We start from the raw sequence: 26,535 nt of genomic DNA, 5'->3' as shown, positions 1-26,535 counted from the left end.
TACAAATGATGTTGATAGTATAACTTTATGCCGCGCCTTATCGAAAAGTGTTAAGATTTTTGATAATTAGAAGCCGTCTTTGGAGTAAGCGTAATGACCGATAGCGTTGTGGTGGACCAGCCGGGCGAAGGCCGCTTGGCCCATGCATCCAGTGATCATCCGGCCGTGCCGCGGGCAAAAGTAGGTGTAGTTCTGGCTAACCTGGGGACGCCCGATGCCACTGATTATTGGTCGATGCGACGTTATTTAAGTGAGTTTCTCTCCGACAAGCGGGTAGTCGATTATCCTGATTGGAAGTGGCAGCCGCTTCTGCAACTGATTATTTTATCCAAGCGGCCTTTTTCGTCGGGTAAAGCGTATAAAAGCATTTGGAATACCGAACAAAACGAAAGCCCGCTACTCACGATCACGCGGGCGCAAACCGAAAAACTGACGGAGCAGCTTAAGGCCTTATACGGCGACAACGTTGAAGTGGATTTCTGTATGCGCTACGGCAATCCTTCAACACGCAGTGTGCTCACGCAGATGAAAGAAAAGGGCTGTGAGAAGATTGTTTTTTTTCCGCTCTATCCACAGTACGCCTCGCCGACCACTGCAACCGCCAATGACGAGGCGTTTCGCGCCTTAATGAAGATGAAGTGGCAACCCTCTATTCGTACGGTGCCCGCCTATTTTGATCACCCTGCTTATCTACAGGCACTGGCGAATTCAGTAACAGATGTTTACGCCGAGCTTGAGACGCGGCCCACCAAGTTAGTTGCCAGCTACCACGGCGTGCCTGAGCGCTATTTGATGCAAGGCGATCCCTACTATTGCCAGTGCCAGAAAACCACGCGCCTCCTGGGCGAAACGCTAGGTTTTAGTCAGGAGGAAGTGGATACCACCTTTCAATCACAGTTTGGTCCTGAAAAGTGGGTGGGGCCTGCAACGGTCGAGCACGTAGCCGCGCTTGCCAAGCAGGGCCATAAACATATTGCGATTCTATCGCCTGCTTTCTCCTCCGACTGTGTGGAAACGTTAGAAGAAATCAAGGAGGAGATCCGCGATAGCTTTATGGAAGCAGGCGGCGAAACGTTTAGTTACATTCCCTGCTTAAATGATCGTAATGATCACATAAAGGCGCTGCTGGACATCGTAAATAACGAGCTTTTAGGTTGGCTTCCATCGTCGTAATGAGCCGATAATCAAGGCGTTATAAATGGCGATGAAGTAACGATAAGCACGCTATCTGTTTGATTTTGAATGATTGCCTGGTAACAGGCAGTGGCCTGTTATAGAGTCTACGACTTTATGATCACCTCGCGTGTTTAAAATAGGTGCTGTTACTCTACGGCTTTCAGCGTGCTCGTTAAAATCTGGTCCGAGCGCTTAAGACAGAGTGCTTGAGAGAGGGTGCTTGAGAGAGGGTGCTTGAGAGAGGGTGCTTGAGAGAGGGTGCTTGAGACAGAGCAGTTAAGAGAGAGCAGTGAACAGGGATGATGATCGCTACTCACCGCGAGAGGTATTGATGCTCAACGAACCCGCTTCATCATGGGGCAGATACACAGGAGATATCGCTAGATGCAATTCGCCGTTTTGATGGGATTTGTATTAGCCGCGTTGGCACCACTTATGCAGCGCTGGTTTGCAGACCGTACGAGTTTGGTATTGGCCCTTTTTCCTGCGCTCATCGCTGCGTGGCTGTTTTCTCAAGCACCCACAATCATCAATGACGGCCCGTTGCTAATGGAGTGGCAGTGGGTGCCTTCGTTAGGTATCAGCCTCACCTTTATGCTGGATGGGTTGTCCTTACTGTTCGGCTTGTTAATCAGCGTTATTGGCGCGTGCGTGTTGGTGTATGCGGGGAGTTATTTAAAAGGCCACCCGGAGATCGCCCGGTTTCATATCGCGCTGATGGCTTTTATGGTGTCCATGCTGGGGCTAGTGTTGGCCGATGGGCTGATCACGCTGTTTATTTTTTGGGAGTTAACCAGCGTTACTTCGTACCTGCTGATCGGGTTTAACCATACCGATATGCAGGCGCGTAAGTCGGCTCGCCAAGGGCTTTTTGTCACTTTTGCGGGTGGGCTTGCGTTGATGGCCGGGCTTATCTTGCTGGGCATCGCCAGCGACCAGTGGTCGTTAACCGATATTCGCGCAATGGAAACCGACCTGCGAGAGCATGCCCTTTATACGCCCATGCTCATCTGTTTGCTGTTGGGCGCTTTCACTAAATCAGCGCAGTTTCCCTTTCATTTCTGGCTGCCAAACGCCATGGCAGCCCCTACACCTGTCTCGGCTTATTTGCACTCCGCCACCATGGTGAAAGCCGGTATTTACCTCATGGCAAGGCTTCAGCCTGAACTGGGTGGAACGGCACTCTGGATAAGCATCCTCTCTGTGGTGGGTGCTATCACGCTGCTGCTGGGCGCTTTCCTGGCGCTTCATCACACGAACATTAAAAAGCTGCTGGCTTACTCAACCATTATGGCGCTCGGCACATTGACGATGCTGCTGGGCATTGGCACCGAGTACGCCATGACAGCGTTTGTAACTTTTTTGCTCGCACACTCCCTGTACAAGGGAGCGCTGTTCATGGTGGCCGGTATTCTCGATCATGAAACGGGCACCAAGGATGTCACTGCAATGGGCGGGTTAAGGTCTTTGATGCCGGTGACGGCCACCATTGCATTGATAGCGGCGCTATCACTTGCAGGGGTGCCGCCGTTGCTTGGTTTTATTGGCAAAGAGCTTAAGTTTGAAGCGGTGCTGGGCGCAGGGGATTTTCAAGGCTTGCTCGTCGTGTTCGCATTTGTCAGCGCGATTATGACTATCGCCGTGGCGGCGATTGTTGCGCTACGGCCTTTCTACGGCAAGCGTCACGAAACCCCAAAAACGCCGCATGAAGCACCTTTCGGCATGTTAATGGGGCCCGCACTGCTAAGCGTAGGCTCGCTGGTTTTTGGTCTGGCGCCCGCCATGTTTGGCGTTGACGCTCTTTTAACGTCAGCGGCAAGTGCGGTGGCAGGGCAGCCGAGAGAAGTGGCGCTGTCACTTTGGTACGGCGTTAATGCGGCGCTGATAATGTCTGTTGTTAGCCTGGGGTTGGGCTTTTTGCTGTTCAAGTACTGGGACAGCGTGCGAGGCAAGCTAACGTTGCTGGCCCCTGTTATGCGTTACGGCCCGGAAGCGGGCTATGAAGGCTTGTTAAATGGCCTGGTTCGGTTTGCGGAATGGCAAACCCGTGTGCTGCAAAATGGCTATATGCGCAACTATATTTTGGTCATGCTGGTCGTGCTGATTACGCTGTTGGGCAACTCCATTCTGGTACGCCACTCTCCGCTGTTAGCCTTTGAACTTGATGTACGGTTTCATGAGGCCATCGTCGTCGGCACAATGGTGATGGGTGCCCTGTATGCAACGATCACCCGCTCCCGGCTGGGTGCCGTCGTGTCAGTGGGTATTATGGGGTTCTCAATCGCGCTGGTCTTTATTCTTTTCAGCGCCCCTGATCTTGGGATTACCCAGCTTCTGGTTGAAACGCTCACAGTTATTTTACTGGTGCTGGTACTGTTCAGGCTGCCTCGCTTCTCGCATCTCTCGACCAGCCTGGAGCGCATTCGCGATGGCTCGGTAGCTGCGATGATGGGGATATTGATTTTCCTTCTGATCATGACGGCCTGGAGTATTAACCAGTTCGAGTCCATTTCTACCTATATGGTTGAAAACAGCGCACCGCTCGCTTTTGGCCGCAACATCGTCAATGTCATTTTGGTGGATTACCGGGCACTGGATACGTTGGGCGAGATGTTTGTACTGGCGCTAGCCGCCATTGGCGTTATCGCTATGCTGAAGCTGCGCCATGAGCCAGAAAGCGCTAAGCCCACCAATGACAGTGGGAATACTGATAGCAGGGAGCCGTACGATGGTTAAATCGGGAACGATTATTTTAAACACGGCGGCCCGCTTTCTAATGCCGCTACAGCTCATGTTTTCGATATTTTTGCTGCTTCGTGGACACGACGAGCCCGGCGGTGGGTTTATTGCAGGGTTAGTAGCGGCGGGGGCGTTTACCTTGTATCTGCTGGCGTTTGGCGTCAGTGCCACAAAAGAGGTATTACGGATGGTCGACCCTCGCGACTTGATTGGCGTGGGGCTGTTGTTAGGCATGATTTCTGTTGTACCTGCCTGGTTTATGGGTCAGCCGTTTTTAACCGCGCAGTGGTGGACCATTCCGGTTATTGATTTTAAAGCCTCCACTCCGCTGATTTTTGATATTGGCGTTTACTTGGCGGTGTTGGGAGCGGTGATTGGCATGGTGATGGCGTTGATGGAGGTGGATAAGGATGAGCCTTAACATAGCAGGAGGATACGCATGGAACCGGTAATGGCGCTAGCGATTGGGGTTATGTATGCCACCGCTATTTTTATGATGCTGCGACGCTCCATTGTAAAACTGGTTATTGGGCTACTGCTGCTTTCCAACGCTGCTAACTTATTGATCTTTACTACTGCCGGAATGACGCGGGGCGCGCCACCGCTGATTCCAGAAGGCATGGTTCAGCCTATGGGCGATGTCGCTGACCCATTGCCCCAAGCCGTTGTACTGACGGCTATTGTTATCGCGTTTGGTGTGCTGGCCTTTGCTGTTGTATTGATTCGTCGTGCCTATGAAGTGGTTAAGGCGGATGACCTGGATAAGATGAAGGATACTGATACGTGAGGCCTGAAGTTGCTCTTCCCGTCCTTTTACCCTTACTTTCAGGGGCTATTTCACTACTGTTTTGGCGTTCAAGGCCAATGCAGCGCTTTATCGCCGTTGCTGGAAATATAGCATTTCTGATCGTTAGCCTTTGGCTGTTTACGACAACCCTTTCCGAAGGCTATGTCACCATGCAAATGGGCAGCTGGCCTGCACCGTTTGGGATTACGCTCATCGCCGATATGTTAAGTGCGGTGATGGTGCTGCTGACCGGTATCATCGGCCTCGCCATGGGGATTTACTCCTTGGCCACGACCGGCCGTGGCCATGAGAAATTTGGCTATTATCCGTTAATGCACTTGTTGTTAGCCGGGGTGGCGGGAGCCTTTTTGACCGGCGATATCTTCAACCTGTATGTATGGTTTGAAGTAATGCTGGTGGCCTCTTTTGCGCTACTTATTTTGGGCGGCGAGCGGGCCCAGATGGAAGGAGCAATAAAGTACGTAACGCTTAACCTGCTGGCGTCGGTGATCTTTCTGACAGCGGTGGGGCTGCTGTACGGCACGGTCGGTACGCTTAACATGGCCGATATCGCACTGCGCATGAATGCCGTTGAGCACAACGGGATGGTCGAGGTGCTCGCGGTGATGTTTATGGTGGCCTTTGGGATCAAGGCGGCAGCCTTTCCGCTCTTTTTCTGGCTGCCTGCGTCTTACCATACGCCGCCAGTTGCCGTTTCAGCGCTTTTTGCAGGCCTTCTCACCAAAGTAGGCGTGTACTCACTGTTCCGTGTGTTTACCTTGATCTTTGACCAGACGATGGGCTACCTGCAGGAGATAATGTTGTGGGGGGCGGTGCTTACCATGGTGACCGGGGTGCTGGGTGCGGCCGCTCAATATGAGTTTCGGCGTATTTTGTCGTTTCATATCGTCAGCCAGATCGGCTATATGATTCTGGGTTTGGCGCTGTATACCCCCTTGGCGATTGCTGGCGGCGTGTTTGCCATCATGCACAATATTATTGTCAAGACGAACCTGTTTTTGATTAGCGGTATCACCCACCGCTTGCAGGGCACGTATCAGCTAAAAAAGATGGGTGGGCTTTATAAAGAGCGCCCTTGGCTTGCCGTTGCATTTTTTATCTCAGCATTTTCCCTCGCGGGGGTTCCTCCGTTATCCGGATTCTTCGCCAAGTTTGTCATCGTGCGGGCAGGTATTGAAGCCGAGGCGTATGTGGTTACTGCCATTGCCTTGGGAGTAGGGTTATTAACACTCTACTCCATGGTGAAGATATGGAACGAAGTCTTCTGGAAATCCTTGCCAGAAGATAACCAGATGCCTGTATCGAATACACCCTCTGGGGATGATGGGCGGTTGATTAAACCCAGCCTGTGGATGATGTATTTACCCGTGGTGGTGCTGGCTCTGTTTTCAGTGCTCATCGGGATTTTTGCGGAACCCATTATGCATGTGATGACCACTATTGGTGATCAATTGCTGGCCCCCAGAGGCTATATTGATGCGGTGTTGGGCGTGTCCGCGAGCGCTGAGGATGCGCTACTGATACCAGGTGAGTTGCAGGTAGACATAATAGGCGGGGAGGACGCGCCATGACCGGTGCTATTTGGAACCTGCTGTTAGGATTGGCATGGGTGCTGCTGAGCGGCGACTTCACAGGCTTAAACCTGCTGGTAGGCATGATTTTTGGCTATATCGCGCTGGTGCTGATTGAGCCGCAAGTCAGCGCATTAAAAGGCTACCCGGCCAGGATTCCGCGCATTATTGGCTTTCTGGGCTTTTTTCTAAAGGAGCTTGTTCAAGCCAACCTGCGTGTTGCGTTTGATATTGTGACGCCGCCTTGGCACATGCAGCCAGGCGTGATTGCCATGCCGCTTTCCGCACGCACTGAAATGGAAATTACCCTGGTGGCTAACCTGATCTCTTTAACCCCGGGAACGCTGAGCCTGGACGTCTCTGATGACCGCAAGGTGCTTTATATCCACGCCATGTTTCTTGATGATGAAGAAGAGCTAAGACGCAACTTAAAAGAAATGGAGCATCGAGCCCTGGAGTTATTTCGCTAATGGATACGGTTCTCTTGATTAGCCAGATCATTATGGGGCTGGCGCTAGTTTTGACATTTGTGCGTGTGGTGCGCGGGCCAAGCCTGCCTGACCGAGTGGTGGCGCTTGAGCTTTTTTCTACTACGGTGGTCGGGCTGGTAGGCGTTTACGCCATTCAATCCGGGGTAGCCAGCTTTCTGGATGCCGCTATCGTTATTGCGCTGATGGGCTTTCTGGCCGCGATTGGCTTTGCACGCTTTTTGGAACGGGGAGGGCCTCGCGATGATTGAAACGATTAAAGGTGCGCTATTGCTGACAGGCTCTTTATTTATGCTCCTGGCGGCTATTGGCTTGCTACGTTTGCCGGATCTACTAACGCGTATGCATGCCACTACCAAAGCGGCGGCATTGGGCGTTATTTTGATCATGCTGGCATCGGCGATGCATTTTTCTGAGGTAGGCGTGGTCGCTCGCTCCTTTGCGATTATCGTGTTTATCCTGATGACAGCCCCCGTTGCGGCACATGTGATAGGACGGGCGGGTTACTTTGTGGGCTCTCGACTTTGGAGTGGTACGGTCAAGGATGAGCTTCGTCCCAACTACGACCCGTTAACCCACGAATTAAAAAGTGGTATGGAAACGAATGAAAATGCTAAACGTCAGCCACGAGCGACGGATCCTGATTGATGTGTTTCACTAATTTAGCGGTTGGTAAATAACTAATCGGTAAGAAGCCACCTTCGGGTGGTTTTTTTATAACACAATGTATCAGCAGGAAATGTCAGCGCCGTGACTTTACCTGGTGAAAGGTTGGTAGGCGTGGGTTTACGCCACAACGGCTAAGCACACGTTGTTTTCGTACAAATTCTGGTATCTGCTTGTTTTCCAGGCCATCATCAGGCATGCCAAGGACAGCCCAGGAATAGACACCATGTTGCTCAAGATTAATTTGCCATTACGTCGCGCTTTTTGTCATACATCACTTGTAGTTACTGCCGGGGTGCTATCGGTAATGTTTAGCGGAAGCCTCTACGCTAACCCGCAGTTGATGACAGAAGTGGATGCCCGCGGTGCCGAAGAGCTACGCTATGCCAACTTTGAACAGTGGCGCAATGAGTTCCGTCGTTATGCAGCTGCTCAGGGGATCAGTGAATCAACGCTAGCCACCGCACTGGATAACGTGCGCTACCGTGAACGGGTGATTGAACTGGACCGTTATCAGCCGGAATTCGTGCGGCCTATTTGGGAATATCTCGACTCCGCCGCCTCCGATACGCGCGTCAATGCAGGCCGTGAGAAACTTGACGCCCACCGCCAGACGGCATTAGAAATGCAGCAACGCTACGGCGTGCCCTCAGAAATCATCGTGGCGATTTGGGGCATCGAGAGCAATTACGGAAGCAATTTTGGTGATTTCTCAACCCTTGAAGCGCTCGCTACCCTGGCATACGACGGGCGTCGCCGGGATTTCGCACGCGGTGAACTGCTTGCGGCGTTACGTATTATTGACCAGGGCGATATCGCAGCCGAGCAAATGAAAGGCTCCTGGGCGGGGGCTATGGGGCATACCCAGTTCATCCCCAGTAGCTTTGAAGCTTATGCCGTGGACGGTGATAACAATGGTCGCCGTGATATCTGGGGCAGTATCCCCGATGTGATGGCCTCCACCGCCAACTATCTGGCGCGGGCAGGCTGGCAGGCAGGCGAACCCTGGGGGGTTGAGTTAGCGCTTCCTGCATCGTTTGATTATTCACAGACCGAGCGCCGCAGTAGCGCTGAGTGGGCGCGTCAAGGTGTACGCGCCCTGCAGGGTGAACTGCCCAATTTCGAGAGCGCGGCCATCGTCATTCCGGCCGGGGCTGAGGGGCCCGCCTTTTTGGTAGGCGCTAATTTTCGAGCGATTTTGCGCTATAACAATGCCACCAGCTACGCCCTGGCCGTGGCGACGCTGGCTGATAAAATTGCCGGGCGTGAGGGAATACGCCAGACATGGCCGCGAGGGCTGACACCTTTAACCCGCGACGATGTCAAAGAACTCCAGCGGCGCTTGAATGAAGCGGGCTATTCGGTAGGCGGGGCTGACGGTGTGATGGGACCCAATACACGCCAAGGCGTGCGTGACTTTCAACGCAGCCAAGGGCTAACGCCGGATGGCTTCGCTACTCAGGCGCTGCTTGAAAGGCTGCGCTAGGTGCGTAGTTAACGATTAATCACTTATTTCACCAAGGATGATGCTATGGGATTTGTGGCAAAAACGCTGTTAAGTAGTGTGCTGGTAAGTGCATTAGCCGCCAGCGCAGTGGCAAGCGATGATGATAAAGTGTTTGGCTGGGTTGAAAATGCCACCATAGAGCCCTGGGGCATTATGGTGAAGGCCAAGCTTGACAGTGGTGCCCTGACGTCATCTTTGGATGCACGTGATATCGAAGTGTTTGAGAAAGAGGGCGAGGAGTGGGTGCGCTTTCGCTTAAAGCTAACAGACCAGCAGAACGACGAAGTGTTTAGCGACCGTCTTGAACGGCCGCTCTATCGTGAGTTGGCAGTGCGCGGTGCGGGCGGACGTGATGAGCGCCCCGTTGTATTAATGAATGTGTGCATGGGCGATACGGTTTACGAAGAGCAATTTAGCCTACGTGATCGCGAAGAAATGCATTATCCACTGCTGCTTGGCCGGCGTACCATCAGCCATTTAGGCTTGCTGGACGTGCGCGAAACATTCCAGCAAGAGCCATCCTGCAGTGACGATGCTGAGGTAGTGCCTCACGATCCAGAAGACCAGCAAGCCTAGGTATTGAGCTCTAAAACAGCCGTGACAGCAACGCTGTGACGGCTGTTTCAACGCGTAAAATGCGCGGCCCAAGATGCATCCCCTCACAGCCCGCGTCCAGCAGTTTCTCAACTTCCCATGGGATAAACCCACCTTCTGGGCCGACCAACAGCAGCGTATTGTCGCTGATGCCACGTGGGCAGGCCATCGGCATGCCCGGGTGAGCCACAAGGCCACGGCGACCGCGAAGTAAAGCAGGCAGTTGCTCTTCAAGAAAGGGCCGAAAGCCTTTGGTCAGTGTCACGCTCGGTAGTTGGGTATCACGTGATTGCTCCAGACCCAGCACCAGGTGCTGATGAATTTTCTCGGGAAGAAGCTCTGGTGATTGCCAATAGCTTTTCTCTACGCGCTTGGTATGCAGTAAAGTAATTTCCTTCACCCCTAGCGCTGTCACATGCTCAAGCGTTCGCGCCAGCATGCGTGGTCGAGGTAGCGCGAGTACCAAATGCACGGGAAGAGCGGGGGGAGGCACGTCTGCTAACGGGTCAAGGGCAAATACGGCAAGCTCAGTGGTTAATTCGACCAGCTGTGCTTTTCCCATTAAGCCACCCTGAACACCCACCGTTAACCGGTCACCGAGGGCAGCGCGATGGATGTCGCGTAAATGCGCTAATCTGCGTGCGTCTGTTATACGCGCATGGCCCTGGTGGTCGAGGTCGCTGGGGTGAAGCAAAATCAAGTTCATAATCGGCATCTATTGGTCGAAGGGTGGGCACGCTGTTGCGCAATATTCTACTCACATGGCTTGCATGGGCGCGTGGTGCAGGCACAATAATAGCATTGGGGAACACCCCTATCGCGTTTAAGGAGATGCGCTGTGCGCGTAATTCGTAAGTATGCCAATCGCCGGTTGTACGACACTCAGCAAAGCCGTTATGTCACGCTTGAAGATCTGCGCCATCTTATTATTGAAGAAGCGCCGTTTCGGGTTGAGGATGCCAAAAGCGGTGAAGACCTGACGCGTACCATTCTGCTCTCCATCATTATTGAGCAGGAGCAGTCGGATAACGAAGCCGAAGTATTCTCTAACGACCTGCTGGCGCAGCTCATCCGGGTTTATGATATGTCGTCGCCTTTACCGCTGGCGCGTTATCTGGAGCAAGGCACGCAGCTTATGCTGGAGCAGCAAAAGCGTCTGCAAAGCCAATGGCAGCAGGCCATGCGCCATACGCCCATGGAGTTTATGCGCGAGCTGGCCGAAGAAAATATGCGCTTTTGGCAAAACACCTTGAACCAGTCGCCCTCCACCAGCGACAAGGATGAGGATAAATCCTCCTAACGCCACGAGTGGCCACCTTGTGGCATAATGCGGCGCATAATCGCTCTCCCGTTCGAGAAGGAAGAACATGAAGGTTTTGATGATAGGTGGCGGCGGCCGCGAACATGCGTTGGCGTGGAAATTAGCGCAATCTGATAATGTTGAGCAGGTATTCGTAGCGCCCGGCAATGCCGGTACGGCGACCGAAGACAAGCTGACCAATATCGATATTGCGGCCACCGACTTGGCCGGGTTAGAAGCATTTGCGCTCCAGGAGCGTATTGGCTTGACCGTCGTCGGTCCGGAAGCGCCTCTGGTCGAAGGCGTCGTTGACCGCTTCCAAGCGGCTGGCCTGACTATCTTTGGCCCTACCCAAGCCGCGGCCCAGCTTGAAGGCTCCAAGTCGTTTACCAAGGACTTCCTGGCGCGCCATGCTATTCCAACAGCGGCTTATCAGACGTTTACCGCGGTAACGCCTGCGTTGGCATATTTACACAAGGTCGGTGCGCCTATCGTCATCAAGGCGGATGGCTTGGCGGCAGGTAAGGGCGTGATCGTTGCCATGAGCGAAGTGGAGGCCGAAGCCGCTATTCGCGATATGCTCGAAGCCAATGCCTTTGGCGATGCTGGTGCTCGCGTTGTCATTGAAGAGTTTCTGGAAGGCGAAGAAGCGAGCTTTATCGTCATGGTCGATGGCGAAAACATCGTTCCCATGGCCACCAGCCAAGACCACAAGCGCGCCTATGATGGCGACACAGGCCCTAATACCGGCGGCATGGGCGCTTACTCACCTGCACCGGTCGTTACGCCAGACGTTGATGCCCGCATCATGGAGCAGGTCATCGTGCCCACGGTTAAAGGGATGGCCGCTGAAGGCAATGCCTATACTGGATTTTTGTATGCCGGGTTGATGATCGACCAGACCGGGCAGCCCAAAGTGATTGAATATAACTGTCGCTTTGGTGACCCCGAAACTCAGCCTATCATGATGCGCCTGACGTCTGATTTTGCTGAGCTTTGCCTTGCTGGTGCTAAAGGGCAGTTGGCCGGTAAAACGTGCCATTGGGATTCACGTGCCGCGGTGGGTGTGGTCATGGCGGCGGGCGGTTATCCAGCCAGCTACCGTAAAGGCGATGTCATTGATGGTTTGGCAAAAGCCGAGCAGCACAGCAAGGTGTTCCATGCGGGCACTGCGCTGAACGCGAATAACGAGGTAACGACCTCTGGCGGTCGTGTACTGTGTGTGACGGCACTGGGCGAGAGTGTATTTAGCGCACAGCAGCAGGCTTACAAAGGCGTCAATGAGATTCGCTGGGAGGGCGCTGAATATCGCCGTGATATCGCTTACCGTGCTATTGCGAGAGAAAAAGCGTAATAAGCGCGTTGATACCGTAGCGCAAGGGGCGGGCCACTTATCACCACCGAAAGGAAACAGGTATGGAACGTGTCACGCTGGATTTTCCCGCCAACGCGGTTATTCATCGTCACCCCCTAACGGTGCGGGTAACCGATATGAATTACGGTCGGCATTTGGGTCATGACACAGTGGTTTCGCTATTACATGAAGCCCGCGTTCACGCTTTTTCCGCCCTGGCGCTATCGGAATGGGACATGCACGGCTATCCAAGCGTGGTGGCCGACCTGGCCGTGCAGTATCAACGTGAAGCGCGTTGGCCTGATGCGTTGATCATTGAAACGGCGGTGCCTGAGCCGCAGGGCAAGGCATTAACCGTTTACCAGCGTATTTTGCAGCGCGACGGTGAACATATCGTGGCGTCCGCCCGCGTTAACCAGTTGCTCATCGACGCCAATACTGGGCGGCCGGTTGCGATACCTGAGCCCATCAAGCAGGCCTTGGCCCAAGCGAGGAGCGCTTAATGTCGCGGGAATATCCCATTATCGCCGTGACAGGCTCTTCGGGTGCGGGCACCACGACCGTAAGACGAAGCTTTGAGCGCATGTTTCTACGCGAAGATGTACATGCGGCCATGGTGGACGGTGACGCTTTTCACCGCTATACACGCGATGATCTTCACCGCATGTTTCGTGAAGAGCCTGAGCGTAAGCATGAGCTCTCGCATTTTGCAGTCGAAGCCAACCTGCTTGACCGCCTTGAAGGGGTGTTTGCCGAGTATGGCGAGCACGGTACGGGCACGTTTCGGCACTATATTCACGCGGAAGACAAGCAGAAAATCGAAGCGGGGTACCGCGTAGGCACCTTTACGGAGTGGCAGTCGCTCCCATGTGGCACCGACCTGTTGTTCTATGAAGGTTTACATGGCGGGTTGGTAACCCAGGAGTACGACATTGCTCGCCATGTGGATCTGTTGGTAGGCGTTGCGCCGACCATGAATCTTGAATGGATTCAGAAAATTGACCGTGATACCAAGCTGCGTGGCTACTCCCAGGAAGCGGTGATCGACACGATTCTGGGCCGCATGAACGATTACGTGCGCTATATTCAACCGCAATTCTCCCGCACCCATATCAACTTTCAACGGGTGCCTACCGTCGATACGTCCAACCCCTTTGAAGTGCAGGATATCCCCACGGATGCTGAGTCGTTTGTGGTGATACGATTTCGTGATCCATCAACCGTTGATTTTCCCTGGCTTCTTGCAATGATCAAGGATGCCTTTATGACGCGGCCACATACGTTGGTCGTGCCTGGCGCGCGCATGTCATTAGCCATGGAACTGATTTTGGCACCCCTCGTGCGCCATTTATTATCCCAGCGCCGCTTTCGCTAACCGCGTTTGCAAATGCCGGGCGACAAGCTGCAACGATAACAAGGAGTGGGTATGGAGTGTTTATTCTGCAAAATCATCAATCGTGAGATCCCGGCTGATATCGTTTATGAAGACGAGCACGTTCTCGCCTTTAACGACATTAGCCCTATGGCGCCCACTCATCAGCTAATTATTCCCAAAAAGCACATCGCCACTTTAAATGACATTGAAGAAGGTGATCTTGAGCTGGTCGGCCGTTTGCAGTTCACAGCTGCTAGGCTTGCCAAGCAGCAGGGCTTTGCCGAAGACGGTTATCGTGTTGTGATGAATTGCAACGAAAAGGGCGGTCAGACGGTCTACCACATACACATGCATTTATTAGGTGGCCGTCAGTTTACGTGGCCTGCGGGCTAACATACGGCCTTCAAAATACCTTTAAGACAGTCTTTAAGACAGTTTGCTGTTAAGCGGAGTAAGCCATGAAGCGCCAGCTTAGTCGGTCTGATTGCTTAATTCATCAGTTTGATACAGCGTTACGGTCGCTAATGCCTCGCGCCGCTACATCACAGCGTAACCACCCCGCCAGTCAACTTGCAGATAGAGTGTTTGATGGCCACCAACGACGTCATACCGCAGGCCTGATGCGTGTTAATCATGTGATTGGTGTATCGAATCAGGCGCTGTATCAGGGCCAGAGTATTACCGCAGCGCTTCCCCACGCGCGTACGCAAATGGTGCAATCCGCTGCGGAGGCGTTTGATCACTTGGCGTGGTGTGAAGAGCGGCTGGCGCAACTGAATAGTCGCACCAGCTACTTTACGCCCTTTTTCTATACCGCTGCATTTGGGGTTGGGGCTATCTCTGGGTTAACCAGCGAGCGTCTAAGCCTTGGTATGATTGCCGCTACCTGCGAGCTTTCAGGTAAACACTTTGAAGAGCAGCAGGCCAGGCTAATGGCAGACGATCAGCGCTCGCATGCGCTGCTTCGTCAGATGGCTGCGGATGAAGCGCACCAGGCGCATTTAGCGATAGAGGCGGGGGGACTGCGTTTCCCTGCGCCGATTAAATGGGGGCTACGGTTTATCGCTCAAGGTGCCACTAAAGGCGCCTACTATTTCTGAATACCGGCATCGAGAATGAAAAGCATCAGCAAGGAAAGCAAATTCGCCTTAATTTCTTGACGAATGACGAGTTATCGCCAACGCTTAATCAGGTCAACGCTCATCGTACGTAAGGTAGCGTGCGTTTTCTAAAGCAGAAAAGCGTCACCAGGGAAAAGGAGAAAGACGATGCTAGGCAATGCGATGCTGTTTTTGATTATTGCGATTATCGCCGGTGTGCTCGGTTTTTCGGGGATCGCGGGGGTTGCATCAACCATCGCGCAAATTCTATTCGTTCTGTTTCTCATCCTGTTTGTGGTATCGCTCTTTACAGGGCGACGCCGTTAGCATAAGGGCTACTTATAGAGACCTTTCATAAAGGCTTTTCATAAAGACTTTTTATAAAGACTTTGGATAGAACCAGCTAAACAAAAAGCCCCGTTTGGGGCTTTTTGCATACGGGTCAACCGTACTGTTACCGGGTATGGAACGCTAAAAATCAGGCATCAATACGCTTGTACTTCATGCGCTTGGGCGTATCGTTACCTACCCGCTTTTTATGATCGTCTTCATAGTCGGTATAGTTACCGTCGAAGAAGACGACTTCAGAATCACCTTCAAACGCCAGAATGTGCGTGGCAATACGATCCAGGAACCAGCGATCATGAGAAATCACCATGGCGCAGCCCGGGAAGGCAAGAAGGGCTTCTTCAAGCGCACGCAGTGTCTCAATATCAAGGTCGTTAGATGGCTCATCCAGCAGGAGTACGTTGGCGCCCTGTTTGAGCGTTTGAGCAAGCTGCAAGCGTCCACGCTCACCGCCGGACAGTTCATCCAGGCGCTTCTGCTGGTCATTACCTTTAAAGTTAAAGCGACCAACGTAGGCACGTGAGGACACTTCGTAGCCGTTGATGTTGAGAATGTCCTGCTCGCCAGACACCGCCTGCCAAACCGTCTGCTTGTCATCAAGCGCATCACGTAACTGCTCAACGTAAGCGATCTCAACCGTGTCCCCTATGATCACTTCACCCGTATCTGGCTGTTCTTTGCCGGTGATGAGTTTAAACAGGGTCGATTTACCCGCACCGTTTCCGCCGACGATGCCAACAATCGCACCTTGGGGAATAGTGAAGGAAAGATCTTCATAAAGCAGCTTGTCTTCAAAGCGCTTGGAGACATTATGAAACTCGATGACCTTATCACCCAGGCGCGGGCCAGGCGGAATATAGATCTCGTTGGTTTCATTGCGTTTCTGGAAGTCGCCAGACTGCATTTCTTCAAAGCGGTTAAGGCGCGCTTTGCTTTTGGCCTGACGACCTTTAGCGTTACTACGCACCCACTCAAGCTCTTGCTTGATGGCTTTTTGCCGCGATGCTTCCTGCTTGGCTTCCTGGGTCAGGCGGTGCTCTTTTTGCTCTAGCCACTGAGAGTAGTTGCCTTCAAACGGGATGCCTTGGCCACGGTCGAGCTCCAGAATCCAGCCCGCTACGTTGTCCAGGAAGTAACGGTCGTGGGTAATCGCCACAACGGTGCCGTTATAGTCATGCAGGAAGCGCTCCAGCCAGGCAACCGATTCGGCGTCCAGGTGGTTGGTTGGCTCATCCAGAAGCAGCATGTCCGGGCTTGAAAGCAGTAGGCGACAAAGCGCGACACGGCGCCGTTCACCACCTGAAAGGTTGCCTACTTTGGCATCCCACGGTGGCAAGCGAAGCGCTTCGGCAGCGACCTCAAGCTTACGCTCAAGGTTGTGGGCATCGGCGGCTTCAATGATGTTTTCAAGGCGTGCTTGCTCGCTTGCCAGTGCATCGAAGTCGGCATCAGGCTCAGCGTAGGCAGCATAGACAGCGTCCAGCTTCTCCTGCGCTTCCTTGATAGCGCCTAGTGCTTCTTCAACGGTGTCGCGGACATTTTTCTCATCATCAAGCTGCGGTTCTTGGGGGAGATAACCGACATTGATACCCGGCATCGGACGAGCTTCACCCTCAAACTCTTTATCGACACCCGCCATAATGCGCAGCAGTGTGGATTTACCGGCACCGTTTAAACCCAAAACGCCGATTTTGGCGCCCGGGAAAAACGATAGCGAAATATCCTTGAGAATTTGTTTTTTGGGTGGCACAACTTTGCCAACCCGGTTCATGGTGAATACGTATTGCGCCATGGAAATCCGTTAGGTTGATGAATGAGACAGCAACGTGCTGAGTAGCCTCAGATGATAGTGCTCTGTGCTTGGAAAGGCCAGAGGAGGCCACCGGGCAACATCCAATGGCTATAAAAAGAAAGCGTGGATTTTGTGATGTGTTGGATGGTGACGAAGAGGGCAACTGGCTCGCTGCCCACTTAAAGGAGCTATTTACGCATCCCAATCATCTTCAATGGCACGCTGTAAACGACGCTCTTCAAGCCACGCTTCCACCTGTCGGCGGGCGCGTAACGAGTCGGTTTTGCTTGGCTTATGCTTGCCGTATTGATCATCGTTTACGGCATCAAGATTATCGAATTCGTCAGCTTCAAGGTTTTCTGCTGAGTAGTTCTCACGATTTAAGGGGTCACGGCTCATGGTATGCCCTCCAACCCAGGCCGGCAGGCCGGCGTCACGATGGCTTCGTTTGAAAGAAGCGCCTAGCCGCTATATAGCGCTACATGGGCTGAAGGTCAAGTGTTGGCGTTAATTAATGAGTCCTGTGCTTTATGGGCGGTGTTATCACTGCGTTGTCATTCAGCTTCAGCTAAAGCCAGTTGTGCTTCCACGCGCTCAGGAACATCTTTTTGTACGCCGATGAAATACATCAGCTGGTCTGTTTCATCAAAAACGGGTGTTGTGGAGAGCGTTGCATTGCAATCATGTCTGTTATTCCACCTCGGGCAGTTTCAGCGCGCTAAGCACCGCCCCAGCCGCCGTAAGTGCCAAAAGCAACAGCAACGCCGCACTACCTAGCCATTGGGCCAGCCCGCCAATAACGCCGCCGACGACGAGCATGAGCAGGCCGGTTAAGGTATTGGAAAGAGCAACATACAGAGCCCTGTCATCCTGACTCGCCATATCTACAATATAGGTTTTGCGCCCTAGGCGGACACCGTGATGGACGATCACCAGCAACGCATACACCAGGGCATATGGCCAAACACTCTGAGTCCAGGCACCGGGTAGCCAGGCCAAGCCAGCGCCTAGTAAACAGCAAGTAACGGTGCCAATAGCCGCATTACGCATTACACGGCGGCTGGATTGGTCGGCTAATTTACCCCAGATAGGGCTTGCCACCATTGCTGCAAGACCCGATACCACTACAAGCAGACCAAGCCCACCCAAATCAGAGCCGCTTTGCTGCTGGCCGAGTAGCGCAATGTAGGGTAGCGCCAGTGCGCTGGAGAGTAGCAATGCTCTGGCAACATTGAAATGTAGAAACGTGCGATCCTTTTTTAAGAGCGATAAGCCAAGCTTGATGCTGTCCCAAGCGCTCTCTCCGCCTTCCACTGCACCTGGTACTTCTTTAATACGTGCAACACAGAGCGCGTTTAGTAGCCAACTGAAGGCGGCAACGCTTAAGAGTACCGCCAGGGCGAGGTTGCCTGGTTGATTACCCAGCAACATCAGCACGCCACCCGCCGCCAGGGTTGCGCCGCCCGCTAGGCTACCGCTCCACCCCATCAGGGCGCCTCGGCGGCGTTTGGCAATGGTTTTGCCCATGACATCTTTGCTGGCAATTGATGAAAGCCCGCGTGCCAAGGAGAGCAGCACAAGTACAGCTAACACCGCAGCGCCACCCAAGCTTCCGCTCCCCACAAGTGCCAAGACAGCAAGTGCAAATGCGGCAAGTGCCTGGAACAGCGCACCTAAAACCCAAACGCCTTTACGTTTGGGTTTTAGACGAATAAAGCCCGCCACGAATATCTGGGGTAACAGGGCACCAGACTCACGAATAGGCACCAACAGTCCCACCATCCAGATGGGTGCGCCGATAATCCCCATTAGCCAGGGAAGCACCAAGCGTGCGCTGGATAGCTCGTCAGCAAGCTTATTCCCCAGGGAGGCCCATAAGTGCAGGAAAAAATTACGTGGTTGTTCGGCGCAGGCCTGCTCCGGAATATCAGCACAGAGTCGGCTGTCCTCATCGCCCGTTAGCCACTCAAAAACACGCGCTTGAGAAATATTGGGTCCAGCCATGACAGCTCCTTGGCGGTTATACTCCTGGAATGACAAAATGCAGCGACAGAATGCCACCATTATATGGGTAAGGAGACCGAAAGTGTCACGGATCCAGATTCGCTATTGCACGCAATGCCAATGGCTTTTACGCAGTGCCTGGTACGCTCAGGAGCTACTCTCCACTTTCGGGGAGGATTTAGATGAGGTGGCCCTTGCACCTGCGCATGGCGGTACCTTTGAAATTTGGTGTGATGACACCTTAATTTGGGAACGCAAGCGTGATAGTGGCTTTCCGGACAGCAAAGTGCTGAAACAGCGCGTTCGCGACCAGATCGAACCGCACCGTGACCTGGGGCATATCGACCGATGAACCAGGATCGTCAGGCTATTCTTTACGGGCTAGGTGCTGTGGCGCTGTGGTCAACGGTGGCGACTGCTTTTAAAGTCGGCCTGGGTTTGATGGGGCCGGTTGAATTAATGTGGCTTGCGGCGTTGGTTTCCTGGCTTTTAATGGGCGCTCTGGTGCTTAAACAAGGTGCTATGAGGCAGGCGTTAACCAGCGGATGGAGAACCGCCTTATGGGCGGGGATCATGAATCCCGTGGCTTACTACCTGGTGCTGTTTGCTGCTTATGATCGCCTGCCTGGCCAGGAAGCGATGGCGCTTAATTATACATGGGCGCTAGCGATGGCATTCCTGGCGGTTCCCATACTGGGGCAGCGGTTAACCCGGGTGGATATTTTGGCAGGTGTGGTGGCCTATGCGGGCGTATGGGTAATTGCGACACGGGGCGCGGTACTCAATGTGTCGTTTGCGGACCCTGTTGGCGTGCTGTTCGCGCTTTCATCGACTCTGTTATGGGCGCTTTACTGGTTGCTTAACGCACGTGATCGTCGCAAGCCTATAGTCGGGCAGTGGCAGAACTTCACCGTTGGACTACCGGTGTTAACCGTTTTATTGCTTATGGGGCCTGGGCTTCAATGGCATGGCTGGAAAGGTGTTGGTGCTGGGGTCTATGTTGGACTGTTCGAAATGGGAATCGCGTTTGTCCTGTGGCAAATGGCCGTTCATAAGGTTTCGCGCACAGCAAAAGTCTCGACCCTGATTTTTCTTTCGCCTCCGGTTTCGCTGATGCTGCTTTATTTAGTGGTTGATGAGCCTCTGCTTTTCTCTACGTTTATTGGATTGGGATTGATTTTATTAGGGTTGGCACTTCAGCAGCTTCAGGTGAAGCCTGTTGCTGTCGAGCAATAAGTCCCATTTTTATCGCCCGCTGCGCATGGGTTGGGTACAGGAAAAGCATGATGCGCCATCAAGCCGCTCTATGTGTCGGAGCCTCTGTGGCCAGCGTAGCTTTCCTTGCCTCAACCTTGGGCGGCGAAGACCATTTGTGATCAGTTGGCCGATGCCTGATAACCACCGCCCAAAAGCGGTTCAAGCTCAGGCCACACGTTATCCAGAATCATTGGCTGTGCCTCGGCCGTAGGGTGGATGCCATCCTCCTGCATAAGCTGTTCGTTAAGTGCCACGCCCTCTAATAAAAACGGCAACAGCGGCACGTCATACTCTTCGGCCAGGGAGTAGTAAACGCCGGTAAAGGCATCCCGGTAGGCCTGGCCATAGTTGGGGGGAATATCGATACCTAACAGCAGCACCTGAGCATCAACCTCCTGGCTTTGCTCAATCATACTGGCCAGGTTAGAACGCATCTGATTGGGCGCAAGGCCACGCAAACCATCGTTGCCACCCAGCTCCAATAGCACGATATCAGGCTGTTGTTTCTCCAAAATGGCGCTAAACCGCTGTAATCCACCTGAGGTGGTTTCGCCGCTAATACTGGCATTGACCACGTCCGCTTGGCCGCCTAGACGCTCTTCCAGCAGCGGAACCCAGCCTTGTTCATGCTCAATACCATAAGCAGCACTCAGGCTATCCCCCATAATGAGTATGGTGGGAGGCTCACTTGCGTTGAGCGCAGGAATGCTTAAGGTGATTATTAGAACCACCAGATAGCCTTTTACCATACCGTTACATTTTTGCCATGCCACAGGGATGCCTCGCTTCATGCCTTACTCCTCAGATAAAGCTGCATACTCGCCCAGCGCTGATGCGTCGCCACAAGCAGACAGCCAATCTATTACTGACGGTATTGCGCAGAACAAGGTTCCCCATGCTGCATTGGGTCGGCCTGTGCTGCATGCAGAAATGCTATCGAAGAAAGTGACCAGTGGCGAGCGCACGCTAACTATTCTGGATCAACTGTCGTTAAGCGTAGCAGCCGGGGAAAGCGTCGCCATTTTAGGTAAAAGCGGGGCTGGAAAATCAACGCTGCTAGGCCTGCTCGCCGGGTTGGATACTCCCAGCGATGGCGAACTCACGCTGTTTGGGAAGGCGCTGAGCCGTTTGGATGAGGATGGCCGCGCGGCGTTAAGAGCTGGGCGCGTGGGCTTTGTGTTCCAGAACTTTCAGCTGCTACCCACCTTAAGCGCGCTAGAGAATGTGTTACTGCCTTTGGAGCTTTCACCGCGTGCCGGAGAAGACCATATTGCCCAAACATGGCTTGCTAAAGTGGGGTTGGGTGAACGCGTAGACCATCTACCCAAGCAGCTTTCAGGCGGCGAGCAGCAGCGGGTAGCGATTGCCCGGGCGTTTGTCACCGACCCTGAACTGGTGTTTGCGGATGAGCCGACCGGCAACCTCGACCCTGATACCGGCGCTCAGGTGATCGACCTGCTGTTTACCTTAAATCACGAGGTTGGAACAACGCTTATCCTGGTCACCCACGACCACGCTTTGGCACGCCGCTGTGATCGATGCCTGCAATTAACCCAAGGGCAACTAATCCCCTTTGTACCTGCTGATGTACCTGCTGAATCCAGTGTGGCAGGAGAGGGGCAATGAGCGATATGCCATGGCGGCTGGCCGCCAGAAGCTTAAGGCGTGACTTACGCTCGGCGGATGTTCGTGCGCTCTTTGTCGCCCTTGTGCTGGCGGTTGCTGCCTCCACCATGATCGCTTTTTTTCTCGACCGGTTAGAGCGCGGCCTTGAGCGCCAGGCTGGGCAAATGCTGGGAGGGGATATCGTATTGGAGCAGCGCACTCCTTTTTCAGAAGCGCTACGCACGACGCTGGAAGAGGCAGGCTTTACGCTAAGCGACCAGGTTGGGCTGGTCTCCATGATCAGCTTAGGGGATCGTTTTCAACCAGCTAGCCTCAAAGCTGTGGATGACGTGTACCCGCACTATGGTGTATCGCGTGTCGATTTAGGGGAGGGGGCCGAGCAGGTAGCTTTCGGGCCGCCAGCGGGCCAGGCATGGGCAGACCCGCGCTTAGCACAGCTGATCGAGATAGAGCTTGGCGACCGTGTACAGGTAGGGCGAACCGAGTTAACCATCAGCGGGATTATCGAACGTGAAGCGGATCAATCCGCTGGCTTTAGTAATTTTAATCCCCGCTTGATGCTCAATACGGCGGACCTGGAAGCAACCGGTCTTGTTCAGGAGGGCTCGCGTGTCGAGTTCGAATTATTGGCGGCCGGGCCTCCCCAGGCGATCGACAACGTGCAGGCGTTACTCGCCGAGTTGCGCCAGCAAGGGGGCGAGGTGCGTGATGTTCGAGTGGACCGGCCGCAATTAGGTAACGCACTGCAACGCGCAGACAGCTACCTAGGGTTGGCAGGGCTTGCCGCCGTACTGCTGGCCGGGGTCGCGGTCGCCATGTCAGCAAAGCGCTATGTTGAGCGCCATCTGGACACGGCAGCATTGCTCCGCTGCTTTGGCGCTAGCCAGCAACAGCTTGTCATGCTGTTTAGCCTACAGCTTATCGGGCTGGCGTTGGCGGCGTCCTTGCTTGGCGCACTGCTCGGCGTAGCTGGACAGGCGCTGTTGCTACATCTTTTGGCCAGCTTTTTACCTATTACGCTACCGCCGCCGGGCATTATGCCGATATGGCTAGGCGTATTAACGGCGATGGCGGTGCTGGTAGGGTTTGCCGGGCCAACGCTATTACGCATCAAACAGGTCAGTGCGCTGAAAGTGCTGCGTCGAGAGTTGGACCCTTTGCCTCCTGCCGCCTGGTGGGTAGCCGGTGTTGCCGCTGTCGTATTTGGCGGCCTGCTATGGCTCTATTCCGGTAGTGCGCCTTTGGCGGTCGCCCTGCTATTGGGGGGAGGCATCATGCTTAGTGCGCTTTGGGGCATCAGCGCGCTGCTACTCAATAGCATTCTTTACGGCATAAAAAAGCTAACGGGTACAAGCGAGTGGGTGCAGGCGCTGCGCCTAGGCGGGCGCCAACTGGCGCGTCGCCGTCAGGCAGGCGTGGGCCAACTACTGGCATTCTCTGTCACGTTCTTTGCCATGGCGATGATCGTTCTGGTGCGTGGTGACCTGCTTTCAACCTGGCAGGCCCAGTTGCCCGATGACATGCCCAACTACTTCGCCATTAATATCCAGCCTGATGAACGTGACCCCTTTGAGCAAGCCGTAGCGCCCCGTATTGATACTCAAAGCACGCTGTATCCCATGGTGCGTGGGCGTATTACCGCTATTAATCAGCAGCCTCCCATGGAAGCGGTACCTGAGGATGCCAGAGGTGACGGCTCTCTGCGCCGCGAACTGAACCTGACCTGGCAGGCCGAACTACCGGAAGATAACCAGATAGTGGCGGGGGAGTGGTTCACAAGTGAAGCACCCGTTGATGAGCTTTCCGTTTATAAACCACAAGGCTGGCTAGGCGCGGTTGATGCAGTATCTGCCGATACTGTGCCTGTTTCCATTGAAGAAGGCCTGGCGGACCGGCTGGGACTATCACTCAATGATACGCTCACCTTCTCTGTGGGCGGTGATGAGCTGATAACACGTATCACCAGCGTGCGCAGCCTCAATTGGGACACTTTTAAGCCCAACTTCTTTTTGATTTTCCCGCCGGGCGTGTTGGAGTCGTTTGGACATAGCTATATCACTGCGTTTCATCTGCCTGACGAGGAGCAAGACCTAATTCGCCAACTGGTGAGCGACTTCCCCGGTGTATCGTTAATAAACGTTGATGCCATTTTAGGCCAGGTACGTGATGTGCTAACTCAGGTAACGCGTGCCATCGAGCTTGTACTGGTACTGGTGTTGTTGGCGGGTGTCAGCGTGCTCTATGCTGCCTTGACCGCAAGCCAGCCGGTACGCGCCCATGAAAGTGGCCTACTGCGTGTCTTTGGAGCAGGTCAGCGAATGATTTCCCGCGTCCAAGGGGCTGAGTATGCCCTGTTGGGTTTTACCAGCGGTTTAATGGGCGCTGCACTGGCCGAAGTCGCGACCTCCGCACTCTATCTCTACTGGCTAGAGCTACCGCCGCGCTTTCACCTCACCTTATGGTTAGCGTTACCCATTGGAGGCGCGCTACTGATCGGATTTATCGGCCATGCATTATCGCGTGGGCTACGCCGCCAGGCGCCTGCAGCAAGCCTGGGGCTTTTGGGTGAAGCATGACGTAATCTTGTAGGAAAAGCTTGGGAGGCCTTAGGCCTCCTGGGTTAAACCAACCCCGTCGCTGGCTGAAGCCTGCTCCTGCAATGTTCATTGGCTCCTCAACTCTCAATGCCTTGCCATCCCTGTGGAAGCCCGTTTATCAAGCCTCAAAATCGGGCAAACATGGAAGGTATCAGTCCATCAAATCCCAGGGCTTGGTTAAACATTGTGGGAGCCCTGTTCCACTGGTGGTCCGACACATCGGCGAAGGAGGCCACCGGCCTCCCAGGGTTGAACTAACTACTCAGTGCTTTTATGACACCCAGCGAGTCACATGAGCAATAATCAGTGTGGTCTTGATCCAGTGCCAGACTGGAAAATTTCTTTTTAAATTCAATCTGAAAGCTATTCTGTTGTGATCACCTTATCTTTTATTAGGATAGTAATGTTACTATTCGAGTAGATGTTCGACGTTATTCAACCACTGCAGTGACTGTTTTTTACAGTGCTTAAGAGAGTTTGCGAAAATTAAAAATATCGTTTACTTTTAGATAAATGTGAGAATTTTCTAATTTTTATTAATGGCATGAGCTGGTAGCTGAAGCGTATTAAAAACAAGAATATATTAATTTACGTACCCAAAAAGAAGACTGGCCTTGTTTGAAGAGTTATCAGGTCGTTAAGTGGTTGATAAGTTAGAGTAAAGTTTTTAGATGACAGTGTTTGTCTTGTTAAAAGATTTCTTATTCTGACGGGTCACAGCTTTTCTAGTGCACCCAAGGCACGAAGTGTATCAATACCTCAAGGAAAGCCAGTAAGGGGACTAGAAAATGCATACTGATGTTACATACTCAAATATTGATCAAATTTTTACACTGAGTGGGCTGCGATCAGATCACTGGCGCGAGTTACTCGCGGTAGCACGAAAGTGGTCATCAGGAAAAGCGAGTGTCGATCAAGTGAAAGGTGTGTTTGATCAATTGCGCGCTATCGAAATGCTCCATGCCTACCCAGGCGCGCAATTAATAGAAGCGCTGGCGGCTTATATAGAGACCGACCAAAAGGAAGCATTTAACGCGTTAGTCGGGCGGATCTCTTTTTCAATTTTAGCTCGATATTACAAAGAAGACCCCCACGAATGGGAGGTTTTACCTCACACTGAAAAAGATATTGACCGGAATACATCGCCCACAACGACAGCGGAACGCCCCTATTTTGAAGTTTTAGTGGTAGCGCCTGACAACGGCGATCTCATCAATCGTAATATCAGGCTGATGCGCAGCCAGCGCCAAAAAGAAGATGAGTTTATTTACGAGCCACTCGTTGTCAATAATTTTCAAGACGCATTTTGTGCTATCGCGGTAAATAGTAATATCTGTGCAGTCGCTATTTTTGACGGGTTTGATTTTGCGAGCCACCAGCCTGTACCGCAGCTAGAAAGAATGATGTCAGACCTCAATATACATGAGGATGACGATCATTTGGCGCGATTCAGTTAGCAACAACGTTGTCAACACACCGGCCTGAGCTTGATATCTATCTGATGTCGGATCAACGTCCCCAAAATATTGCAAGCGACCCTCGTTCAATCTGTATACGTCGCGTTCTTTATGCGGTCGAAGAGCCTATTGAGTTACATCTAGCCATTCTTGAAGGCGTGCGCGTTCGCTATGAAACGCCCTTTTTCGACAATTTAAAACGTTATGCCCAACGTCCTGTTAGCACTTTCCATGCGTTACCCATTGCACGAGGTAAATCGGTGTTTCACTCCGATTGGATTCGCGACATGGGGCAGTTTTATGGGCGCAACCTGTTTTTAGCTGAATCGTCGGCAACAATAGGCGGTTTAGATAGTTTGCTAGAGCCAACCGGTAATATTAAGCGCGCACAAGAAAAGGCAGCAAGAGCGTTTGGGGCGGATCACTGTTACTTCATCACGAATGGCACCAGCACCTCAAACAAAATAGTACTCATGGCCGTTGCCCAACCAGGCGACATCATTATTGTTGACCGCAATTGCCATAAGTCACATCACTATGGCGCTGTGCTAGGCGGATTACTGCCCTATTATGTCGAAGCTTTTCCCATGAAAGAGTATTCGATGTATGGCGCTGTTCCGTTACGAACCATCAAACAAGCGCTGTTGGCATTAAAAGCGGAAGGAAAGTTGGACCGTGTTCGTGTCGTCGATTTGACTAACTGCACATTTGACGGTCACGTTTATAATACTCGACGAGTGATGGAAGAGTGTCTCGCCATTAAGCCCGATCTTGTG

At 53.0% G+C, this 26,535-nt stretch carries 28 protein-coding genes; 23 read left to right on the top strand and 5 right to left on the bottom strand.

The features are described 5' to 3' along the window. Positions 1–93 precede the first annotated feature (93 nt). The 10 genes from hemH (at position 94) to rloA3 (ending at position 9,531) form a co-directional block, all read left to right on the top strand. Positions 94–1,173 (top strand): ferrochelatase, encoded by a 1,080-nt coding sequence (gene hemH, locus ACT3RQ_RS16675; RefSeq protein ID WP_444640754.1) that lies wholly within the window; start codon positions 94–96, stop codon positions 1,171–1,173. A 387-nt stretch (positions 1,174–1,560) separates the two neighbouring features. Then, positions 1,561–3,912: a putative monovalent cation/H+ antiporter subunit A gene (locus tag ACT3RQ_RS16670; RefSeq protein WP_444640756.1), complete on the top strand. Its 2,352-nt coding sequence runs from the start codon at positions 1,561–1,563 to the stop codon at positions 3,910–3,912. Then, positions 3,905–4,336: a Na+/H+ antiporter subunit B gene (locus ACT3RQ_RS16665; protein WP_087107785.1), complete on the top strand. Its 432-nt coding sequence runs from the start codon at positions 3,905–3,907 to the stop codon at positions 4,334–4,336. The genes ACT3RQ_RS16670 and ACT3RQ_RS16665 overlap by 8 nt, the downstream gene beginning before the upstream one ends. Before the next feature lie 18 nt (positions 4,337–4,354). Beyond that, positions 4,355–4,702, top strand: a complete 348-nt coding sequence (locus tag ACT3RQ_RS16660) for a Na+/H+ antiporter subunit C (protein ID WP_192527950.1) — start codon at positions 4,355–4,357, stop codon at positions 4,700–4,702. After that, positions 4,699–6,294, top strand: a complete 1,596-nt coding sequence (locus ACT3RQ_RS16655; RefSeq protein WP_444680916.1) for a Na+/H+ antiporter subunit D — start codon at positions 4,699–4,701, stop codon at positions 6,292–6,294. The genes ACT3RQ_RS16660 and ACT3RQ_RS16655 overlap by 4 nt, the downstream gene beginning before the upstream one ends. After that, a complete protein-coding gene (locus ACT3RQ_RS16650) occupies positions 6,291–6,764 on the top strand; it encodes a Na+/H+ antiporter subunit E (RefSeq protein ID WP_087107779.1) in 474 nt (157 codons plus the stop codon). Before ACT3RQ_RS16655 ends, ACT3RQ_RS16650 begins: the two co-directional genes overlap by 4 nt. Continuing rightward, a complete protein-coding gene (locus ACT3RQ_RS16645) occupies positions 6,764–7,033 on the top strand; it encodes a monovalent cation/H+ antiporter complex subunit F (protein WP_192527952.1) in 270 nt (89 codons plus the stop codon). The genes ACT3RQ_RS16650 and ACT3RQ_RS16645 overlap by 1 nt, the downstream gene beginning before the upstream one ends. Beyond that, on the top strand, positions 7,026–7,430 hold the full coding sequence (gene mnhG, locus ACT3RQ_RS16640) for a monovalent cation/H(+) antiporter subunit G (protein ID WP_193055000.1): 405 nt from the start codon (positions 7,026–7,028) through the stop codon (positions 7,428–7,430). The genes ACT3RQ_RS16645 and mnhG overlap by 8 nt, the downstream gene beginning before the upstream one ends. A gap of 244 nt (positions 7,431–7,674) precedes the next feature. Further along, a complete protein-coding gene (locus ACT3RQ_RS16635; protein ID WP_444640760.1) occupies positions 7,675–8,934 on the top strand; it encodes a lytic murein transglycosylase in 1,260 nt (419 codons plus the stop codon). A 45-nt stretch (positions 8,935–8,979) separates the two neighbouring features. After that, complete coding sequence (gene rloA3 / locus ACT3RQ_RS16630) at positions 8,980–9,531, top strand: retropepsin-like aspartic peptidase RloA3 (RefSeq protein ID WP_172116101.1); 552 nt, start codon at positions 8,980–8,982, stop codon at positions 9,529–9,531. Positions 9,532–9,541: 10 nt separating this feature from the next. On the opposite strand, the gene ACT3RQ_RS16625 is transcribed toward rloA3, so the two are convergent. Beyond that, positions 9,542–10,255, bottom strand: coding sequence for a 16S rRNA (uracil(1498)-N(3))-methyltransferase (locus ACT3RQ_RS16625; RefSeq protein ID WP_444640762.1), 714 nt, complete (start codon positions 10,253–10,255; stop codon positions 9,542–9,544). Between the two features lie 132 nt (positions 10,256–10,387). Between ACT3RQ_RS16625 and phaR the strand changes: the two genes are divergently transcribed. The 7 genes from phaR (at position 10,388) to ACT3RQ_RS16590 (ending at position 15,005) form a co-directional block, all read left to right on the top strand. Beyond that, on the top strand, positions 10,388–10,849 hold the full coding sequence (phaR, locus tag ACT3RQ_RS16620) for a polyhydroxyalkanoate synthesis repressor PhaR (protein ID WP_444629730.1): 462 nt from the start codon (positions 10,388–10,390) through the stop codon (positions 10,847–10,849). A 67-nt stretch (positions 10,850–10,916) separates the two neighbouring features. After that, positions 10,917–12,203: a phosphoribosylamine--glycine ligase gene (gene purD / locus ACT3RQ_RS16615; RefSeq protein WP_444640764.1), complete on the top strand. Its 1,287-nt coding sequence runs from the start codon at positions 10,917–10,919 to the stop codon at positions 12,201–12,203. 62 nt (positions 12,204–12,265) lie between these two features. Further along, entirely contained in the window at positions 12,266–12,706 is a 441-nt protein-coding gene (locus tag ACT3RQ_RS16610) for an acyl-CoA thioesterase (protein ID WP_444680915.1), read from the top strand. Then, complete coding sequence (locus ACT3RQ_RS16605; protein WP_172116106.1) at positions 12,706–13,578, top strand: phosphoribulokinase; 873 nt, start codon at positions 12,706–12,708, stop codon at positions 13,576–13,578. Before ACT3RQ_RS16610 ends, ACT3RQ_RS16605 begins: the two co-directional genes overlap by 1 nt. 51 nt (positions 13,579–13,629) lie before the next feature. Next, positions 13,630–13,971 (top strand): histidine triad nucleotide-binding protein, encoded by a 342-nt coding sequence (locus ACT3RQ_RS16600; RefSeq protein ID WP_172116107.1) that lies wholly within the window; start codon positions 13,630–13,632, stop codon positions 13,969–13,971. Positions 13,972–14,036: 65 nt separating this feature from the next. After that, positions 14,037–14,678 carry a 2-polyprenyl-3-methyl-6-methoxy-1,4-benzoquinone monooxygenase gene (coq7, locus tag ACT3RQ_RS16595; protein ID WP_444680914.1) on the top strand — a complete coding sequence of 214 codons (642 nt, stop codon included), beginning with the start codon at positions 14,037–14,039 and terminating at the stop codon, positions 14,676–14,678. 168 nt (positions 14,679–14,846) lie between these two features. Beyond that, on the top strand, positions 14,847–15,005 hold the full coding sequence (locus tag ACT3RQ_RS16590) for a DUF1328 domain-containing protein (protein WP_018918588.1): 159 nt from the start codon (positions 14,847–14,849) through the stop codon (positions 15,003–15,005). A gap of 151 nt (positions 15,006–15,156) precedes the next feature. On the opposite strand, the gene ettA is transcribed toward ACT3RQ_RS16590, so the two are convergent. The 3 genes from ettA to ACT3RQ_RS16575 form a co-directional block, all read right to left on the bottom strand. Next, a complete protein-coding gene (gene ettA / locus ACT3RQ_RS16585; RefSeq protein ID WP_444640769.1) occupies positions 15,157–16,818 on the bottom strand; it encodes an energy-dependent translational throttle protein EttA in 1,662 nt (553 codons plus the stop codon). Between the two features lie 192 nt (positions 16,819–17,010). Further along, positions 17,011–17,217, bottom strand: coding sequence for a PA3496 family putative envelope integrity protein (locus tag ACT3RQ_RS16580; RefSeq protein WP_172116110.1), 207 nt, complete (start codon positions 17,215–17,217; stop codon positions 17,011–17,013). Between the two features lie 291 nt (positions 17,218–17,508). Then, entirely contained in the window at positions 17,509–18,822 is a 1,314-nt protein-coding gene (locus ACT3RQ_RS16575; protein ID WP_444640771.1) for an MFS transporter, read from the bottom strand. A gap of 82 nt (positions 18,823–18,904) precedes the next feature. Here ACT3RQ_RS16575 and ACT3RQ_RS16570 point away from each other — a divergent pair, with 82 nt between their 5' ends. Next, positions 18,905–19,174 (top strand): SelT/SelW/SelH family protein, encoded by a 270-nt coding sequence (locus ACT3RQ_RS16570; protein ID WP_287077975.1) that lies wholly within the window; start codon positions 18,905–18,907, stop codon positions 19,172–19,174. Continuing rightward, complete coding sequence (locus ACT3RQ_RS16565) at positions 19,171–20,058, top strand: DMT family transporter (RefSeq protein WP_444640773.1); 888 nt, start codon at positions 19,171–19,173, stop codon at positions 20,056–20,058. Before ACT3RQ_RS16570 ends, ACT3RQ_RS16565 begins: the two co-directional genes overlap by 4 nt. A gap of 140 nt (positions 20,059–20,198) precedes the next feature. On the opposite strand, the gene ACT3RQ_RS16560 is transcribed toward ACT3RQ_RS16565, so the two are convergent. Further along, a complete protein-coding gene (locus ACT3RQ_RS16560) occupies positions 20,199–20,870 on the bottom strand; it encodes an arylesterase (RefSeq protein ID WP_444680913.1) in 672 nt (223 codons plus the stop codon). Here ACT3RQ_RS16560 and ACT3RQ_RS16555 point away from each other — a divergent pair. The 4 genes from ACT3RQ_RS16555 to ACT3RQ_RS16540 all read left to right on the top strand — a co-directional run. Next, entirely contained in the window at positions 20,869–21,705 is an 837-nt protein-coding gene (locus ACT3RQ_RS16555) for an ABC transporter ATP-binding protein (protein WP_444680912.1), read from the top strand. The two genes, ACT3RQ_RS16560 and ACT3RQ_RS16555, sit on opposite strands and share 2 nt — an antisense overlap. Further along, entirely contained in the window at positions 21,702–24,281 is a 2,580-nt protein-coding gene (locus tag ACT3RQ_RS16550; RefSeq protein ID WP_444680911.1) for an ABC transporter permease, read from the top strand. The genes ACT3RQ_RS16555 and ACT3RQ_RS16550 overlap by 4 nt, the downstream gene beginning before the upstream one ends. 809 nt (positions 24,282–25,090) lie before the next feature. Beyond that, the gene (locus tag ACT3RQ_RS16545; protein WP_444680910.1) at positions 25,091–25,759 is read left to right on the top strand and encodes a hypothetical protein; all 669 of its coding nucleotides are present in this window, start codon (positions 25,091–25,093) and stop codon (positions 25,757–25,759) included. Positions 25,760–25,803: 44 nt separating this feature from the next. Beyond that, on the top strand, positions 25,804–26,535 hold a 732-nt coding region (locus tag ACT3RQ_RS16540), incomplete at its 3' end, for a beta-eliminating lyase-related protein (protein WP_444680909.1).

The sequence above is a fragment of the Halomonas sp. AOP43-D1-4 genome (assembly GCF_052446175.1).
GTDB classification, from domain to species: Bacteria; Pseudomonadota; Gammaproteobacteria; order Pseudomonadales; family Halomonadaceae; genus Vreelandella; species Vreelandella citrativorans.
This window is presented reverse-complemented; position numbering and strand designations above follow the sequence as displayed.

Coding starts and splice junctions, on each gene's coding strand:
- ACT3RQ_RS16645 (WP_192527952.1), top strand. CDS start 6,764: ATGGATACGGTTCTCTTGATTAGCCAGATCATTATGGGGCTGGCGCTA.
- ACT3RQ_RS16605 (WP_172116106.1), top strand. CDS start 12,706: ATGTCGCGGGAATATCCCATTATCGCCGTGACAGGCTCTTCGGGTGCG.
- ACT3RQ_RS16545 (WP_444680910.1), top strand. CDS start 25,091: ATGCATACTGATGTTACATACTCAAATATTGATCAAATTTTTACACTG.
- ACT3RQ_RS16600 (WP_172116107.1), top strand. CDS start 13,630: ATGGAGTGTTTATTCTGCAAAATCATCAATCGTGAGATCCCGGCTGAT.
- ACT3RQ_RS16650 (WP_087107779.1), top strand. CDS start 6,291: ATGACCGGTGCTATTTGGAACCTGCTGTTAGGATTGGCATGGGTGCTG.
- purD (WP_444640764.1), top strand. CDS start 10,917: ATGAAGGTTTTGATGATAGGTGGCGGCGGCCGCGAACATGCGTTGGCG.
- coq7 (WP_444680914.1), top strand. CDS start 14,037: ATGAAGCGCCAGCTTAGTCGGTCTGATTGCTTAATTCATCAGTTTGAT.
- ACT3RQ_RS16635 (WP_444640760.1), top strand. CDS start 7,675: ATGTTGCTCAAGATTAATTTGCCATTACGTCGCGCTTTTTGTCATACA.
- rloA3 (WP_172116101.1), top strand. CDS start 8,980: ATGGGATTTGTGGCAAAAACGCTGTTAAGTAGTGTGCTGGTAAGTGCA.
- ACT3RQ_RS16560 (WP_444680913.1), bottom strand. CDS start 20,870: ATGAAGCGAGGCATCCCTGTGGCATGGCAAAAATGTAACGGTATGGTA.
- ACT3RQ_RS16625 (WP_444640762.1), bottom strand. CDS start 10,255: ATGAACTTGATTTTGCTTCACCCCAGCGACCTCGACCACCAGGGCCAT.
- ACT3RQ_RS16555 (WP_444680912.1), top strand. CDS start 20,869: ATGCCTTACTCCTCAGATAAAGCTGCATACTCGCCCAGCGCTGATGCG.
- ACT3RQ_RS16550 (WP_444680911.1), top strand. CDS start 21,702: ATGAGCGATATGCCATGGCGGCTGGCCGCCAGAAGCTTAAGGCGTGAC.
- mnhG (WP_193055000.1), top strand. CDS start 7,026: ATGATTGAAACGATTAAAGGTGCGCTATTGCTGACAGGCTCTTTATTT.
- ACT3RQ_RS16610 (WP_444680915.1), top strand. CDS start 12,266: ATGGAACGTGTCACGCTGGATTTTCCCGCCAACGCGGTTATTCATCGT.
- ACT3RQ_RS16575 (WP_444640771.1), bottom strand. CDS start 18,822: ATGGCTGGACCCAATATTTCTCAAGCGCGTGTTTTTGAGTGGCTAACG.
- ettA (WP_444640769.1), bottom strand. CDS start 16,818: ATGGCGCAATACGTATTCACCATGAACCGGGTTGGCAAAGTTGTGCCA.
- hemH (WP_444640754.1), top strand. CDS start 94: ATGACCGATAGCGTTGTGGTGGACCAGCCGGGCGAAGGCCGCTTGGCC.
- ACT3RQ_RS16670 (WP_444640756.1), top strand. CDS start 1,561: ATGCAATTCGCCGTTTTGATGGGATTTGTATTAGCCGCGTTGGCACCA.
- ACT3RQ_RS16660 (WP_192527950.1), top strand. CDS start 4,355: ATGGAACCGGTAATGGCGCTAGCGATTGGGGTTATGTATGCCACCGCT.
- ACT3RQ_RS16665 (WP_087107785.1), top strand. CDS start 3,905: ATGGTTAAATCGGGAACGATTATTTTAAACACGGCGGCCCGCTTTCTA.
- ACT3RQ_RS16565 (WP_444640773.1), top strand. CDS start 19,171: ATGAACCAGGATCGTCAGGCTATTCTTTACGGGCTAGGTGCTGTGGCG.
- ACT3RQ_RS16590 (WP_018918588.1), top strand. CDS start 14,847: ATGCTAGGCAATGCGATGCTGTTTTTGATTATTGCGATTATCGCCGGT.
- ACT3RQ_RS16580 (WP_172116110.1), bottom strand. CDS start 17,217: ATGAGCCGTGACCCCTTAAATCGTGAGAACTACTCAGCAGAAAACCTT.